General features: G+C 70.3%; 15 protein-coding genes and 1 pseudogene. 4 read left to right on the top strand and 12 right to left on the bottom strand.

What is annotated here, in order from left to right:
• Window positions 1-40 precede the first annotated feature (40 nt).
• The 7 genes from ABTU92_RS01465 to ABTU92_RS01435 form a co-directional block, all read right to left on the bottom strand.
• Window positions 41-520, bottom strand: coding sequence for a (2Fe-2S)-binding protein (locus tag ABTU92_RS01465; protein WP_408086953.1), 480 nt, complete (start codon window positions 518-520; stop codon window positions 41-43).
• On the bottom strand, window positions 511-1,383 hold the full coding sequence (locus ABTU92_RS01460) for an FAD binding domain-containing protein (RefSeq protein ID WP_408086951.1): 873 nt from the start codon (window positions 1,381-1,383) through the stop codon (window positions 511-513). Before ABTU92_RS01460 ends, ABTU92_RS01465 begins: the two co-directional genes overlap by 10 nt.
• 22 nt (window positions 1,384-1,405) lie before the next feature.
• Window positions 1,406-2,932 carry an amidohydrolase family protein gene (locus ABTU92_RS01455; protein ID WP_408086949.1) on the bottom strand — a complete coding sequence of 509 codons (1,527 nt, stop codon included), beginning with the start codon at window positions 2,930-2,932 and terminating at the stop codon, window positions 1,406-1,408.
• Window positions 2,933-2,963: 31 nt separating this feature from the next.
• Window positions 2,964-3,722 (bottom strand): ABC transporter permease, encoded by a 759-nt coding sequence (locus ABTU92_RS01450; RefSeq protein ID WP_408086947.1) that lies wholly within the window; start codon window positions 3,720-3,722, stop codon window positions 2,964-2,966.
• A gap of 169 nt (window positions 3,723-3,891) precedes the next feature.
• Window positions 3,892-4,701 carry an ABC transporter ATP-binding protein gene (locus ABTU92_RS01445; RefSeq protein WP_408086945.1) on the bottom strand — a complete coding sequence of 270 codons (810 nt, stop codon included), beginning with the start codon at window positions 4,699-4,701 and terminating at the stop codon, window positions 3,892-3,894.
• 5 nt (window positions 4,702-4,706) lie between these two features.
• A complete protein-coding gene (locus ABTU92_RS01440) occupies window positions 4,707-5,588 on the bottom strand; it encodes an ABC transporter permease (protein ID WP_408086943.1) in 882 nt (293 codons plus the stop codon).
• 40 nt (window positions 5,589-5,628) lie between these two features.
• Window positions 5,629-6,627 carry an ABC transporter substrate-binding protein gene (locus ABTU92_RS01435; RefSeq protein WP_408086941.1) on the bottom strand — a complete coding sequence of 333 codons (999 nt, stop codon included), beginning with the start codon at window positions 6,625-6,627 and terminating at the stop codon, window positions 5,629-5,631.
• 262 nt (window positions 6,628-6,889) lie between these two features.
• Here ABTU92_RS01435 and ABTU92_RS01430 point away from each other — a divergent pair, with 262 nt between their 5' ends.
• Both ABTU92_RS01430 and ABTU92_RS01425 read left to right on the top strand, forming a co-directional pair.
• The gene (locus tag ABTU92_RS01430; RefSeq protein WP_408086939.1) at window positions 6,890-7,099 is read left to right on the top strand and encodes a hypothetical protein; all 210 of its coding nucleotides are present in this window, start codon (window positions 6,890-6,892) and stop codon (window positions 7,097-7,099) included.
• 279 nt (window positions 7,100-7,378) lie between these two features.
• Window positions 7,379-7,519 carry a hypothetical protein gene (locus ABTU92_RS01425; RefSeq protein ID WP_408086937.1) on the top strand — a complete coding sequence of 47 codons (141 nt, stop codon included), beginning with the start codon at window positions 7,379-7,381 and terminating at the stop codon, window positions 7,517-7,519.
• Window positions 7,520-7,874: 355 nt separating this feature from the next.
• Here ABTU92_RS01425 and ABTU92_RS01420 read toward each other — a convergent pair whose 3' ends face one another.
• The 3 genes from ABTU92_RS01420 to ABTU92_RS01410 form a co-directional block, all read right to left on the bottom strand.
• Entirely contained in the window at window positions 7,875-9,074 is a 1,200-nt protein-coding gene (locus ABTU92_RS01420; RefSeq protein ID WP_408086935.1) for a hypothetical protein, read from the bottom strand.
• 143 nt (window positions 9,075-9,217) lie between these two features.
• Window positions 9,218-10,705: a patatin-like phospholipase family protein gene (locus ABTU92_RS01415; RefSeq protein WP_408086933.1), complete on the bottom strand. Its 1,488-nt coding sequence runs from the start codon at window positions 10,703-10,705 to the stop codon at window positions 9,218-9,220.
• Between the two features lie 312 nt (window positions 10,706-11,017).
• Window positions 11,018-11,509 (bottom strand): hypothetical protein, encoded by a 492-nt coding sequence (locus ABTU92_RS01410; RefSeq protein ID WP_408086931.1) that lies wholly within the window; start codon window positions 11,507-11,509, stop codon window positions 11,018-11,020.
• Window positions 11,510-11,765: 256 nt separating this feature from the next.
• On the opposite strand from ABTU92_RS01410, the pseudogene ABTU92_RS01405 reads away from it, so the two are divergent.
• Window positions 11,766-12,266, top strand: a pseudogene (locus ABTU92_RS01405) (ferritin-like domain-containing protein); the annotation flags it as partial.
• A gap of 261 nt (window positions 12,267-12,527) precedes the next feature.
• On the opposite strand, the gene hemN reads toward ABTU92_RS01405, so the two are convergent.
• Window positions 12,528-13,874, bottom strand: a complete 1,347-nt coding sequence (gene hemN, locus ABTU92_RS01400; protein WP_408086929.1) for an oxygen-independent coproporphyrinogen III oxidase — start codon at window positions 13,872-13,874, stop codon at window positions 12,528-12,530.
• 230 nt (window positions 13,875-14,104) lie between these two features.
• On the opposite strand from hemN, the gene ABTU92_RS01395 reads away from it, so the two are divergent.
• Window positions 14,105-14,617, top strand: coding sequence for a ferritin-like domain-containing protein (locus tag ABTU92_RS01395; protein ID WP_408086927.1), 513 nt, complete (start codon window positions 14,105-14,107; stop codon window positions 14,615-14,617).
• A 108-nt stretch (window positions 14,618-14,725) separates the two neighbouring features.
• On the opposite strand, the gene ABTU92_RS01390 is transcribed toward ABTU92_RS01395, so the two are convergent.
• Entirely contained in the window at window positions 14,726-15,151 is a 426-nt protein-coding gene (locus ABTU92_RS01390) for a hypothetical protein (RefSeq protein WP_408086925.1), read from the bottom strand.
• Window positions 15,152-15,415 lie beyond the last annotated feature (264 nt).

Here is a 15,415-nt window from a genome sequence, read left to right as displayed (position 1 = left end):
GAGGCCGGGCATGACGGCCAAGAGAGTGCTGCCGACATCGTCAAGCGCCACCTCGCTCGCTCTTCCCCACCGCTTCGATCGCGTCGACGATCGCCTGGTAGCCGGTGCAGCGGCACAGATTGCCGGACAGCGCCTCCCTGATTTCTTCACGCGAGGGCGCCGCGTGATCGGCCAAGAACTCCGCGGCCGTGAACAGCATTCCGGGGGTACAGAAGCCGCATTGGAGCGCCGCGTGATCGTGAAACGCCTTCTGGAGCGCCGCGAGCCGGCCGTTTCGCGACGCGCCTTCGAGCGTCTCGATCACGGCGCCGTCGGCTTGTGCCGCGAGCATCAGGCAGGCCCGCGCCGTGCGTCCGTCCACGAGAATCGTGCAGGCGCCGCAGACACCGTGCTCGCAGCCGACATGCGTCGCCGTCAGCGCGAGCTTTTCGCGCAAGACATCGGCGAGAGTCTCGCGTGTCGAAACCTGCATCTCGACCGGCTCGCCGTTGATCGTGCAGGCGATCGTGATCATCGGCATGTCGCCGCCTCCGGACGCACGAGCGCGGCGGCGGCGCGGCGCAGCGCCACGCCGGCGAGATGCCGCCGGTATTTTTCGCTCGCGGCGGCGCTGTCGCGCACCTCCAGCGACGCGAGCGAGGCGACGGCTTGCTCTATCAGGGAGTCGTCGATCGGGCCGGACGACAGGATCGTGGCCGCCTCGGGCGCCGGCACCGGAGTGTCGCCGATGCCGAAGAAGGCGAGGCGAATGTTCGCGAGGCGATCGCCCTCGGCGCGTGCCGCGGCGGCGAGGCCGGCCAGCGCGTAGTCGCCGCTGCGCCGCGCGAACTCCACGAAGGCGAAGCGTGACGCCTCCGTTGCGACCGGCACCGAGACCTCGATCAGAAGCTCGTCGGGGCCGACAGCGGTTTGATAGAGCCCTTCGAAGAAGTCGTCCGCCACGACCGTGCGGGTGCCGGCGGTCGATGCCAAGGTGATCTCGGCGCCGAGCGCCAGCGCACAGGCCGGGAATTCGGCCGCCGGATCGGCATGGACGAGCGAGCCTGCAAACGTGCCGCGGTTGCGGATCGCCGGATGCGCGACATGCGGGGCCGCGGCGGCGAGCAGCGGCACGGCGTGCGCGACCAGCGGATCGGTCGCGATGCGATGGTGGCGCACGAGCCCGCCGATCACCAGCCGGCCGCCGACGACCTCCAGCCGGTCGAGCCCGGCGATGCGGCCGATGTCGATCAGCCGCTGCGGCCCGGCGAGCCGCATGGCGAGCAGCGGCATCAGGCTCTGGCCGCCGGCTAGCACCTTGCTGTCGACGTCGGTCTCGGCGAGCAGCGCGAGCGCCTGCGCGACCGTCTCGGCCCGCACGTAATCGATTTCTGCGAGCTTCATGGCGCGTGCCCGTCAGCCCCGCTCAGTGGCCCGTGAACAGCCGGTTGGTGCCGACGTCGGCCGCCCAGATTTTTCGGTGCGCCTCCGCGATCCATGGCTTCAACGTTTCGACACGCGCCGCGATGGCGGCGAAGTCAGCGCGGAACTGCGGCACCACGGCCATCACCTCGTCCAGGAGCGCGTCCTGGTCCATGGTGGCGAGGCGGCCGTTTCTGATCACGACGCGGCCGTCGACCATCACGGTGTCCACGCCGCGGCCGCCCTCCGTGTAGACGAGCTGGCGCGTGGCGCTGTTGAGCGGCACGTAGGAGGGATCCTTCAGGTCGACCAGCACGAGGTCGGCGCGTGCGCCCGGCGCGATCCGGCCGAGATCGCTTCGCGCGATCGCGTGGGCGCCACCCGTGGTCGCCGCGCCGAAGGCGCGGCTCGACTGGTCGGGGCCGGGCTCCGGATCGCTGATGTGCACGAGGAGCGCGAACAGCTTCATGGCCTGGAACATGTTCTGCGCGTCCGAGCACGAGCAGTTGTCGCAGCCGAGCGCGATCGACACGCCGGCGTCCTGCAGGGCGCGGATCGGCGGGATTCCGCTCTTCAGCTTGGTGTTGCTGAGCGGGTTGATCACCACGTTGGTGCCGGTGCGGGCGAGAATCTCGATCTCGTCCGGCATCAGCCACACCGAATGCGCGAGATTGAGGCGCGGCCCGAGCAGGCCCTCGACCTCGAGCCTTCTGATCAGCGAGCCGCCGTGGTCGGGGTATTCGAGGCGGGCCTGCAGGGCCATGCCCTTCGACTCGTAGATGTGGGTGAAGATCGGCAGGTCGTAGGTCTGCGACAACGCGGCGGTGCGCTCGATCAGGGCGCGGGTGCAGCGCTCCGGCGCCGAGGGGCCGAGCGCCCAGGTGACGCGCGCACCGGGCTTCTGCTGCTTCAGCACGTTGTCCTCGAACCAGGCGAGCTGGTCGATCTTCTTGTCGGGCTCGGCCGCGGTCGAGAGATAGGGGTGGTATTCGGCCGGGAAGATCTCCTTCCAGAACGGGATCGTCTCGATGCCGCGGATGTCGGCGTATTGCAGCGCCACCACGGCGCGCACGCCGATCTCCTCGTAGGCCTCGACCACGGCCTCGAAGTGCTCGGGATCGAACGGATAGAGCGTCACCATGTCCTGCACGGTGGTCATGCCGGAGCGCAGGCATTCGAGCGCGCCGATCAGGGTGCGGGCGCGGATCTCCGCGCGGGACCGCTTGGGATACTGGGGCGGCAAAGCGAGCAGGCGCCACGTCTCCAGCGGAGTCTCGTCCATGGTGCCCTTGGCGAGCGTGTCGTGCGAGTGATAGTGCGCGTTGATGAAGCCCGGGATCACCAGCCGGTCGGTGGCGTCGAGGGTCTCGAACGCCGTCCCCTCCGTCCGCAGCTTGGCCGCGAGGCCCGTGCCGATCTCCGCGATCGCGCCGTTACGGACGAGAATGTCGCAGCGCTCGCCCTGGTGCGGATCGCCGTCGGGCAGCAGCGCGCGGCCGTTCTCGATCAGGATGGGAGTGTTGTTGTTCATTGGAGTCCTCGGAAGCGTGTCGTGACGCGGATCAGCGCGAGCCGGCATAGAAATCGAAGCGGCGCTCGACCATCCCGACCAGCTCGACCAGCACGAAGGCGAGGGCGAAGACGACGAACACCAGGGCCCAGAACTCCTCCATCAGGAAGTTCTGGAGATAGAGCTCGAACAGCTCGCCGAAGCCGAGCAGCGCGATGATGATCTGGCCGATCACCACGCCCTTGACGCCGCGCACCACCGCGAGCCGCAGCCCGGTGAGAATCTCGGGGAGCGCCCCGGGCAGCAGCACCTTGAAGAAGATCTGCGCCCGGGTGCCGCCGAACAGCCGCGCCATGTCGACGAGCGAGCCGCCGACATGGCGGATGCCAGCTTGCGTGTCGATGACCAGCACCCAGACGGCGAACAGGAACACGGTCGCGACAACGGTGGTCTGGCCGATGCCGAGGAGCGGCATCAGGGCCGGCACCAGCGCGGTGAGCGGCGCGCTGATGAAGATGTTCACCCAGATGTCCATGAGCCGCTCGGCCGGTCGCCACACCCCCATCAGCACACCGAGCGGGATGCCGACCACGATCGCCAGTGCCATGCCGATGCCGAAGGCCTGGGCCGTGACGGCGAGCGCCTTCATGAACGACTCGGTCTGCACCAGCTCGATCGCCTTGGCGACGATCGCGGTCATCGGCGGGATCAGATCGATGCCGCCGAAGCGGCCGATCAGCTCCCAGATGAGCGCCCAGACGAGGAGCGAGAAGCCGGACGGGACGTGATCGAGGAACGAGCGCGGGGTCATGGGCGTATGCCATCGCGTCGGCATTGCTCAGCCCTCGTCCTGAGGAGGCCGCGCAGCGGCCGTCTCGAAGGGCGGGGGCGGCCCCGTCGTGGCCGCACGGTTCGAGACGCGGCCTGCGGCCGCTCCTCACCATGAGGATCGGAACTGTCGGTGCGGTCTGCCGCCGTCCTCATATCAGATACTGCTTCAGCATGTCCCAGATCTCGTCGACCGTGTCGAGGTAGCGGCGGTCGCGGCGGATCTGGTCGGGGGGCATGTCGTGGGCGAGGCCGGGTTCGCGGATCGCCGAGACGCGGCTCGGGCGGCGCGACAGCAGCACCACGCGGTCGGAGAGGTAGACGGCCTCCTCGATCGAATGGGTGACGACGATCACGGTCTTCTTCTCGACCGCGAGCAGCGCCAGGAGATCCTCCTGAAGCTTGCGCCGCATCTGCTCGTCGACGGCCGAGAACGGCTCGTCCATCATCAGGATCTCGGCGTCGACCGTGAGGGCGCGGGCGAGGCCGGCGCGCTGGCGCATGCCGCCGGAGAGCTGGTTCGGATACTGGTTCTCGAATCCGGCGAGGCCGACCTCGCGGATGTATTTCGCCGCGATCGCCTCGCGCTCGGACTTGGCGACGCCGCGCAGCTCGAGCCCGAAGGCGACGTTGCGCAGCACGGTCGCCCAGGGCAGCAGGGCGAAATCCTGGAACACCAGCGCGCGCTCCGGGCCCGGGCCGGTGACGGGGGCGCCGTTCACGGCGACCGTGCCGGTGGTCGGCCGCAGCAGATCGGCGATGATCTTGAGGAGCGTGGTCTTGCCGCAGCCGCTCGGGCCGAGCAGCGTGGTGAGCTTGCCGCGCGGAAAATCGAGGTCGATGCCGTCCAGCGCCGTGACGCCGTTGGCGTAGCGCATGGTGACGCCCGCGACCCGCACGATCGACGGACCGCCGGCGGCCGCGGATGCGCCGAGCGTCGAGGCGGGCAGGGGAGGGGCCATTACGTTCATCCGGATACCGCGTGGTCCGGCCGGAACAGCCGGTTCTCGAGGCGCTGCAGCAGCGCGAGCGTCACGGTGGCGAGCGCCAGGATCGAGAGGATCGCGGCGAACATCTTGTCGTAGCGGGCGATCGACCGATTGTAGCTGATCAGGTCGCCGATGCCGGTCGGCGAGATCAGCAGCTCGGCCAGCACCACGCCGATGAAGCCGGCCGAGATGCCGAGCCGCAGCCCGGCGAAGATCATGCCGCTCGCATGCGGCAGCATGATCTTGACCACCTGCTGCAGCCGGGTGCCGAGGAAGGAGCGGCACATGTCGAGCAGCGACGCATTGGTGTTGCGGATGCCGCGATACGAGTTGAGCACGACGATGGGCGCGGCGAGCAGGATCACGGCGGCGGTCTTCGAGGTCGGGCTGACCCCGTAGAAGTAGGTGAGCAGCGGGATGATGGCGGCGATCGGCGCGGTCTGCAGCACCACCATCAGGGGCATGCCGATCCATTCGAGGCCGCGCGACAGGCCCATGGCGATGCCGAGCGTGACGCCGAGCACGGCGACGATGCCGATGCCGACGACGAGCGGCGGCAGCGTCACGGCGTAGGCGCGGCCGAAGTCGCCGGCCGCCGCCATCTCGACGAAGGCGACAGCGACCCGCGAGAACGGCGGGAAGGCGAGGCTCACCGGCCAGCGCCCGGCGATCTCCCAGGCGCCGAGCACCAGCACGAAGGAGGCGACCTGCCAGGGCCAGCTCTTGTCCCGCCAGCTGTCGTCGCGCAGGCCGGGACCGACCTGTGCGAGACCGTCCGCATCGGTGACCGCCGCGGCTGGACGGTCGGTCGCTTCGGGGGCCGCCGCCCCGGCGCGCCGCGACGTTTCGATCTGTGTCATCGGGGCACGAGCCGGGGCACGGGGGGCACGAGCCGCCGGCTCAGTTCTTGCCGACCTTGGCGAGGGCGGCGTTCAGGGGCGCGAGCTCCCAGAAGTCCTCGACCTTGTAGTCGGCGTTCTGGCCCTTGAAGCGGCCGGCCGCGATCAGAAAGTCGAAGTCGGCCTTGGCCGCCGCAGCGCCGCCGCCGTCGGTCGGGAACAGGCCGCCCGGCACCGCCATCTCGAAATAAGGCGTGATGTCGTCGGCGAGGGGCTTGGGCAGATCCTTGAGAAGACCGAGCTCGGTGCGCAGCCTCGCCGGCGCCTTGGGGTCGGCGTTGACGGCGCGCAGCGACTTCAAGAGCTCCTCGCTCAGCACCTGCACCAGCTCCTTGTTGTCGGCGATGAACTTGGTGGTCGCGTAGAAGATCTCGTCGCTCGCCGACTGGGTCTCGACCGGCAGGACGATGAACTTCTTCGGGTCTTCCTCGGTGAGCTTGCGGGTGTTCGGCAGGTCGAGCAGCGTCGCCTTCATGGTGCCGCGGCGCATCGCGATGATGCGCACCTCGGAGCCCGGCACGAAGCTGATCTGACCGAACTTGATGCCGTTCGCCTTCTCCATCTGCAAAGCCAGCGCCTCGGTGGCGGAGCCACGCGCGTGGACGGCCATGTCGGCGCCGTTCAGATCCTTCCAGGTCTTGTAGGCCTCGCTGTTGACCACCGGGAAGTAGGCGACCCGGCGCAGCAGGAAGAAGTGCCGCACCGGCGCCTTGAGGGTGTCGATGCCCTTGTAGGCGTCGCCGATGCCGATATCGATCTCGTTGTTGATCACCGCCTGGAAGACGACGTCGTCGGACTTCAGCGCGACCACGTTGAACTTCACGCCGAGCCGCTTCTCGGTGTTGGTCATGGCGATCAGCTCGGGCAGGTTGTGCCCGGTGAGCGTGTCGGCCTGGCCGACCCGGATGACGCGCTGGGCGGCGGCGGGGTCTGACCAGGCGGCGAGGGCGGCCGCGGCCAGCCCGGCGGCACAGCAGGCCAGACGAGCGAGGGTGAGCATGCGAGTTCTCCGTCGAGGCGAGTGCATCGGCCATGCACGCGGCGGGGCCCGGACCCGTGCGAATTCCGCCGGCATTTCATCACGAAAGCAAATCAAAACATGTGATTGATTAATCCAAGTGAATTATAGATGCGCCTCCGGCGTCGCGACCGGCCCGGGATCCAGTGCCTTGTGGACCGCTACAACCAAGCGTGGACGCGAGCAAGCCGTTCGAGTTAGTCTTCTCCCGTCATGCGTGAGAGTTTCGGCGGGGGGACGAGTGATGCGTCGAACGCCTCGACAGGTTTTGCTCGATGCCGAGCAGCACCGGCGGAATGCCGTCAGCTTCGCCGACCAGGCCGGCGCGACGAGCTCGATCGCGGAGCGCGACCACTTCGCCATGATGGCGCGGACCTCCGAGCTGCTCGCCAAGAACGCCGACTGGCTGCGCTCCATCGACACCTTCCTGACCGACTGGCGACCGAAGTCGTAGACGGCCGAGGTCGCAGAAGAAGGCATCGAACGTTACGCTTCGCGGCCGAAGGTGCAGGACGCGCAGCGCGCTCGGCGCGCGCCGGCACCGGCCCGAGGGGCTCGCTGCCGGCCCTTGCCGTAGCCTCCCGCCCCGCCGGCGATCCAGTGTCGCCGGCCCTCCGAATCACCCTCTCGGGCGCAGTGTCCCAAATCCTTAATAATTCGTTACCGCCCTGGAACCGAGGGCCCGGCTGCGCGTTGTGGTGGCACAGGGGGCTTTGTTCTCCAGGGGACAGTCATGTTCGACGACACCGCCTACGACAATGCCATCTACGACCGCACCGGCGGATCGACGCATCTGCTCGGGTTCGACGGCGGCGATTGGCTGCTGCTCGTCAGCGGCTGCGTTCTGTCGACTGTGCTGACCTTCCTGGTTTGACCACGCGCCCCGGTGCGCCGACGCACCGGTTCGAGAAGCGCGTCAGTCACCTCGGCGGCCGTTTTGGAACGCCGCCGCGCCTTGCGAGCCGGGCTCGCGTGATCCCCTCGAAGGGTCTTGATGGCTGACGCCGACCGGCCTCGGCTGTCCTATGGTCGATCTTCACGTCCTGCCGACAGCGGGTGCGCTCCAGCCCAACGCTCGGACACGCGATAAGCTCGGAGCCGCGATAAGCTCGGAGACGCGATAAGCTCGGACACGCGATAAGCTCTGAGACGCGACAAGCTCGGAGAACCCGATTCGACTGTAGGTCCGATCAGATCGGCGACCCGGTCCAGCCGATCCAAAAGAGCCGTCAATCCCGAGCCGACGCCGCCGGTGCGGTGCGCTCCACCGCCTCGATGGCGGTCAGGCGCGCCTCCATGACCGCGAAGGCGAGGCGGATCGCCGTCAGCGTGTCGGTCTTCCACACGAGCTGCTGCCAGGGCCGCGCGAACTCGATGTCGCCGCCGATGCGGTGACCCTGGTCCTCCAGGGCACGCGCCGTCACGTCGTCGGCCTCGTCGATCGGCACGAACACCTGATAGCGCACCCGCTCGTCGTACCAGGCGAGCATCAGCGGCTCGGAGAGCACGCCCATGGTGAGCCACGCGCGCTCGTAGAGCCCCATCCGGAACGCGACGTCGAGGCTCGCCGCGACGCAGACCTCGCGTCCGGCGAGCGCCTCCGGCAGCGGCGCCCCGGTCGGGCCGTCATGGACGAAGATCGGCGCATAGCGGGTGCGGTCGAGGCCGTCGGCGAACGCCACCCAGTCGTCGATCCGGCTGTTGCGCCGGGGCGAAAGCGCGCTCGCGCGCAGCGTGATCACGATGGCGCGACGGCCGCCGGCGACGCGGGTCAGATACTCCTCGGCGGCGCGACGGCCCGGGTCGGTGGCGGACAGCAGCGGCCACACCGTCCCGGCGCGGCGCGCCTCGTCGCGGGCGGCGCCCGAGTCGGGCCGCAGCGGCAGGAAGATGCGATAGCCGTCCGGATAGACGCGGCGGTCGTCGCCGGCGATCAGCGACCACGCCTGCTGGCGGTCGGCGCACACGGCATGGCCGCGCACCGAGGGCATCAGCGCGAGCAGCGGCAGCAGCTCCTGGCGCAGCCGGTGCAGCCGCGCCTCGGGATCGTCGGCCATCTCGTGCGCCGGCGTCTCCCGCTTCACGCCGTGGTGTGGGCCCGGGACGACGATCACCACGATGCCGCCGAGACCGCGCTTGCGTCGCTCGATCTCGGCCGCCGCGAGCGCCGCGACGAGGTCGTAGGACACGGGCGCGACCGAAAGGTCCCAGACGAGCTGCAGGCAATCGTCCGACCACGCCTCGCTCGCCGTCGTGACCCGGCGGAAGCGGTCGCCGACCGCCGTCACCGCACCTCTCACCTTGCGCGTGAGGGCGAGGCGGGGCTCGGCGAGCTCGTTGCGGGCGAGGCGCAGCAGGCTGCGCGGGCCTTCGGTGCGCAGGCCGTGCCAGAGGCCGCGAAGCGTGGAGACGCGAAACAGGCGGGGCATCGGGGCTCGATCGATCTGGTGACGCAATCGGCTCAGCTTTGGACCCGGCCGCGCCGGGCCGCAAGAGCCCAGGTGGAGCGCCGTGCCGCGCCCGAGCCCCGCGACCTCGCCCGCGAAAAGCTGCCGCCTCGTGTCGCGACCGTTCACTGCGCCGTGGCGCCACCCGTCGGAGGAGTGGCCTGCGCGGCCGAGCCGTCGGTCGGTCCGCCGGCGGGGGCGGTCGCGGGGCGGTCCGGTCCGCCGGCCGCCGCGTCGGCGCTGCCGGTGCCGGGCAGCTCGGCGCGGAACGGCGTCGCGCTCTTGCCCTGGGCGAGGCCGCTCTCGAACAGCGCCTTCATGTAGGCGGGGTCGAACATGCCGCGGCTCGGGTGATCGAAGCCCTGGTCGACATAGGCGATCTCGAAGCCGATGCCGGCGCGGCGCGCCGCCGCGGCGGCGAGGAGCGCGGTGGTCCGGCTGCCGCGCTTGACGCCGACCGACAGCGAGCGGCCGAGCACGCCGACCAGGCTGCGATCGGTCACGTCGAATTCCGGCCGGAGCTTGCCGTTGATCACCAGCGTCATCCGCTTCATCGGTAGCTTCGCGGCGCCGGCCAGCAGCATCGAGTCCGGCGCCACGTAGAGCGTCGAGGCGAGCCCGCCGTCGACATGCATCTCCTGGATCTTGCGGCCGTTCGCCTCGGTCTCGATCATCATCGGCGGGAACAGGCCGGGAATGGCGCTCGACGCGACCAGCACGTCGCGGAACAGCTTCCGTGACGCCTCGGTGCCGGCGGCCGCGATCGCGCCCATGTTCCAGGCGACCGGGCGGGCCGTGTCGAGATTTGCGGTGAGGACGATCAGACGGCGGCCGCGCGCGTGCTCGGCCGCGACCGCGTCGATCAGCTCGCGGGTGATGTGCCGCTCCAGGAACTTGCGCAGCGGCCACGTGTCGAGAAGGCTCTCGCGGGTGCGCTGATCCTCGAACACTTCCGCCGCGTTCAGGGCCATGAAGTTGTCGCGCATCTCGGCGTCGCGCGCGGACCCGAGAAAGATGAACGGGGCGAGCAGGGCGCCGGAGCTGACGCCGGTCACCACGGCGTAGTCGGTGCGGCGGCCGCTCGCCGACAGGCCGGTGAACAGGCCGGCGCCGAAGCCCGAGTCCTCGCCGCCGGCGGAGAGCGCCAGCCAAGCGTCGCCGGCGCCGCCGAGGACGCGCAGATAGTCGCCCTCGGAGTCGCCCCAGAAGCGGGCGCCCGGAATTCCCGGGATCGTGGCGAGCGACAGATCCGCGGCCTTGAAGTCCCGGCCGCTCGGCTGCGTCTTGCCGGTCGCCTCGCGCCCCGCCGTCGCCGTGGCGGCCGCTCCCGTCGCCGCGGCCGCGGTCCCTGCAGGGGCAGCCTGCTGCTTCGTCTTGGCGAGGCGGGCCTTGCGGGCCTCCGCCCGGCGCAGGCAGGCGGCATAACGGGCGTGCTCGGCGTCGTCGGCGAACGCGCCGGGCTGCACGAGCGTCTTCGGGCAGACGAGCTTTTGGCGTGGCGCGGCGTCGGCCGCCACAGGTGGCATCGCGACCGCAACGCCGATGCCGAGGCTCAGGGCGAGCCCGAACGGGATGATCCGGAAGACACGGCACGTCGGCGACCACGATCGCATTGTCCACCTGCCTCGAATGGTCCACCCGCCGGCGATGCTGCGATCGGCATCGCGCGCCGGGGGCTGTGGCTTGGCATGCGGCAGCGGCCGCTACGGCATGCGTGGCTTCGGCTGGTGCCGCGGTTCGAACGGCCAGGAGACGGCCGGTCGAGTCGGCACGGACATGATGCCGGCTTCTATCACGATGCGCGTGTTTTTTTTGTGATGCCCGCGGGTTGTGCAGATCCAACGGGAGTCGCCGCCACGTCGTGGCCACACCGGCGCCGCGCCGGCGGTCCGGCATCGGCCCGACGGTCGCGGCCGAGACGCCGCTCAGCGGCGCGTGGCGAAATAGCCGCCGAGCAGCGACAGCAGGGCGGCCGCCGACAGCGTGGTCAGTCCGAGCGCCGTCGCGGCGCCGACCGACAGGCCGCTCGGCGCCCCGGCGGCGTGACCGACCAGCGCGAGGCCGGCGACGAGCGCGAGGCCGCCGAGCCAAGAGAGGACCGCCAGATTGGCCTCGGTGCGCGACAGCCATCGCGTCACCAGGGCGATCAGGAAGCCAGCCGCGAAGGCGGTGAGCGCGATCGCCCACCAGGCGAAGGCCGAGCGCATCTGGCCGCTCCGCATCCCCATCATGGCGCGCCACGCGGCGCCGAGATCGAGCCCGAACCGGGCGAAGGCGAGCTGCGCCGCGATCGTCGTCATCACGCCGCCGAGCACGGCGACGCACAGGACCAGGGCGCGCGGGGACGGCACCGTCTCGTCGACCACGGATGCGGTCGTCGTCGGCGGGGTCGCTCTGCGGTTCGCTGCGCGGTTCATGACTCGGCTCTGGCTCGGCTGTGGCTGGGCGCGTCGGGCTCGGCGGCGACACCGTGGCCCCTTGGCGGTCGAACGACTCGCGACGCCGCGCATCCTGCGCAATTTCGCACGCGATTCAACTCGTTCGCCGGCGAGTTGCGGAACCCGCTCCGTGATCTTTCGTTGGTGGCGAGATTACGGCTGTCGCGACGCTCGTATCGACCGACGCGAAAGATCCCCCGAGGTCCGCTCAGGACCGTCCCCCAGGAGCCTCCGAATGGCGATGTTCTCCGACCAGATCCGCACCCTCGACGATCTCTTCGTCCATCAGCTCGAGGACGTCTATTACGCCGAGCATCAGATCGAGAAGGCGCTTCCCGAGATGATGGAGAAGGCGACCGACTCCGAGCTCAAGCGCGGCCTCAAGACCCATCTCGCCGAGACCAAGCGCCAGATCAAGCGGCTCGACCAGGTCTTCAAGGCGCTCGATCAGGAGCCGAAGGGCACCGAGTGCCCGGCCATCGACGGCATCATCGAGGAGGCCAACGACGTCGCCGGCGAAGTCGAGGACAAGGAGGTTCTCGACGCCGCGCTGATCGCCGCCGCCCAGGCGGTCGAGCACTACGAGATCACCCGCTACGGCACGCTGGTCGCGTGGGCGAAGCAGCTCGGCCGCAAGGACGTCGCGACGCTGCTGACCGAGACGCTGCGCGAGGAGGTCGCCACCGACAAGAAGCTCACCGTGATGGCGAAGAAGTCGGCGAACCCGAAGGCGTCCGGCAAGGCGCCGCCGCGGCGCAGCCCGGCGCGCGGAACCGCGTCGCGCGGCAAGGGCAAGGCCGGTGCCAAGGGCGGGGCGAAGACGACGACCAAGCCGAACGGCCGCCGCGGCCGCGCCGCCGCCTGAGCCACCGGCACGCGCGCCCTTTTCGGGCACATCATTCCTGAATACGACGATGGCCGGGGCGCGCCCCGGCCATCGCAATATGCGTCGTCAGTACGACTTTGTGGCCCGCGAGGCCACCGAATGACCGGTGGCCTAAACGGCCACCGAATGGCGCGAGCGGTTCTGCGGCAGGTAGGCGTCGAACGCCGCCGCCACCAGCCGGACGAAGTGCCGGCCCTCCTCGGTGATGACGATCCGCCGGCCGTCGACCCGCACCATGCCGGCGGCGACGAGGCCGTCGAGATCGCTCAGCTCGTGGGCGAAGCCGGTGTCGAGGCCGGCCGTCAGCGCGGCCGGCAGCGCGTCGAGATCGACCGCGAGGTCGCACATCAGCCGCTCGATGATCTCGGCCCGCAGCACGTCGTCGGCCGACACGCCGACACCCTTGATGGTGGCGAGCGAGCCGCTCTCGACCGTGCGCGAGTAGCCGGCGATGTCGACGGCGTTCTGGATGAAGCCCTGCGGCAGCTTGCCGATCGCCGAGGCGCCGAAGCCGATCAGGCCGTCGGCCTCGTCGGTCGTGTAGCCCTGGAAGTTGCGGTGCAGCCGGCCGCCGCGCTGCAGCTCGGCGAGGTCGTCGTCGGGCCGCGCGAAGTGGTCGAGGCCGATCGCCACGTAGCCGTGGCTCGCCAGCGTGCGGGCCGCCGCCTTCACCTGCTCGATGCGCTCGCCGGGCCCCGCCAGAGCGGCGACGTCGATGAGCTTCTGGTTGCCCTTGAACCACGGCACATGGGCGTAGCCGAACAGCGCGAGGCGGGCCGGATCGAGCGAGGCGGCGAGCGCGGCGCTCCTCTCCACGTCGGCGATGGTCTGGCGCGGCAGGCCGTACATCAGATCGATGTTGATGCGGTCGATGCCGGCCTTGCGCAGCATCGCGGCGGCGTCGCGCACGACCTCGAACGGCTGGATGCGCCCGATCGCCTCCTGGACGTGGGGCGAGAAGTCCTGCACGCCGAGGCTCGCACGGGTGACGCCGATGCGGCCGAGCGCGTCGGCGAGATCCTGCGTCAGGCGGCGCGGATCGAGCTCGATCGCGTGCTCGTGCAGGGTCGAGAGGTCGAAGGCGCCCTTGATCGCGTCGACGATGCGGCCGAGCCGCTCCGCCCCGAGGATCGACGGCGTGCCGCCACCCCAGTGGATGTGCACCACCGTCTTGCTGCCGGCCTTCGCCGCGACGAGACCGATCTCCTCGATCAGCCGGTCCGTGTAGGCGTCGAGCGGCGCGTCCCGCCGCACCGCCTTCGTATGGCATCCGCAATAGAGGCAGATGTCGACGCAGAAGGGGACGTGCAGGTAGAGCGACAGGGTGGAGCCCGCCGGCAGGGCTTCGAGCCAGCCGGCGTAAGTCTTGGCGTCGACCGTCGGCGAGAAGTGCGGCGCGGTCGGGTACGAGGTGTACCGGGGGACGTTCCGTTCGGCGAGCGCGATGACACTGTTCATGGGCTAGGAGTGTAAAGGGCGATTGACGAAAACCTCCTTGATCAAGGTCAAACAGCGCAGCGATCGGTGCGGCGGTGGGGCAGCCGTGGGTGCCTCGGAGGGCCGGAACCGGCGGGTTTCCGGGCGGTTGGTCCGGCGAGCCGCGCCCGGTGACCGGGCCGGCGCAGCGGGCGGGCAGCCGGCAAGGGCCGCCCAGACGCCCGGATCTCCCTTCCAACAGGACGCGACAAATGGGCATTTTCTCCAAGGACATCCGCACGATGGACGATCTCTTCGTGCACACGCTGCGGGACGTCTATTACGCCGAGAACCGCATCGTGAAATCGCTGCCCGAGATGATCGAGAAGGCCGGCGACCCGCAGCTCAAGCAGGCCTTCAAGGCGCATCTCGGCGAGACCGAGAACCACATCGCGCGCCTGCAGGAGGTGTTCCGCATGCACGGCCTCGAGGTGCGCGGCGTCGATTGCCCGGCGATCGACGGCATCATCGAGGAGACCGACGACGTGGTGGGCGAGGTCGACGATCCGAAGGTGCTCGACGCGGCGCTGATTGCCGCCGCCCAGGCGGTCGAGCACTACGAGATCACCCGCTACGGCACCTTGATCGCGTGGGCCAAGCAGCTCGGCCGCACCGACTGCGCGAGCGTGCTCCAGAAGACGCTCGACGAGGAGAAGGCGACCGACCTCAAGCTCACCTCGATGGCCGAGGGCAGCGTCAACCAGAAGGCCCGCGCCGCCCGTTGACCGGGGTCTTCCGGCGGCCGTCCGGTCGCCGGGCCCGATGATGCGACGACAGCGAAACGCCCGCGGATTCCGCGGGCGTTTTGTCGTGTCGGACCGGGCGGAGCGCAGTTATTTCGGCACCGGGCCGGGGGCGCCGCCGGGCGTGCCGGGCGGTGGGATGACCTTCAGGGCGCCGCCGGCCGGCGGCGGCTCGACGATGCCGGTGTCGGCGGCGGCCGGCGGGCAGACCACGCCGCGCGAATGGGCGAGCTGGTCCGACAGCGTGCCGGCCGAGCCGGTGGTGCCGGCACCGCGCTGGCCGTTCATGGACGGGGCGCGATCGGGATCGACGCCGGGCGGGCAGTCGAGCCGGCTCGACGGCGGCGTCTGCCGGTCGCCGGCGGCGGGCGGGTCGGGCGTCACGGGCGGCTGCGGGCTCTGCGCGGCGGCCGGTCCGGGAAGGGCCAGGCTCAGGATGGTGGCGACGGCGCCGACGGCGAGGCCGGCGGCGATCGGGCGGGCGGCGTCTCGACGTAGCGTGTCTCGACGTGGCATGGAGCGTCCTCGTGGATCGGTGGAAAGGGGGCTCGGAAAGCGGCGGGCGCGAGGCGCCACGGTCGGCCGAGCGCGGGGCGCGGCGGTGTCCGCACGCCAGGGCAACGCCGTGCGCCGGACCGGCGTTCCCGCCCCGCTCCGGGCGGATCGGCGCAGCCGACGCGGATCGCGCAGCGGATGCGGATCCGTGCGGGTCGATCGCGCGAGGCCGTCGAACGGCTCGACAGGGGCCCGCGAAACAGGGGCCCGCGAACACGAAACCGG

Source organism: Rhodoplanes sp. SY1 (assembly GCF_046000175.1).
Lineage (GTDB): Bacteria > Pseudomonadota > Alphaproteobacteria > Rhizobiales > Xanthobacteraceae > Rhodoplanes.
The sequence above is the reverse complement of the archived record's forward strand: the minus strand, read 5'-3'. Positions and strand labels throughout refer to the sequence as shown.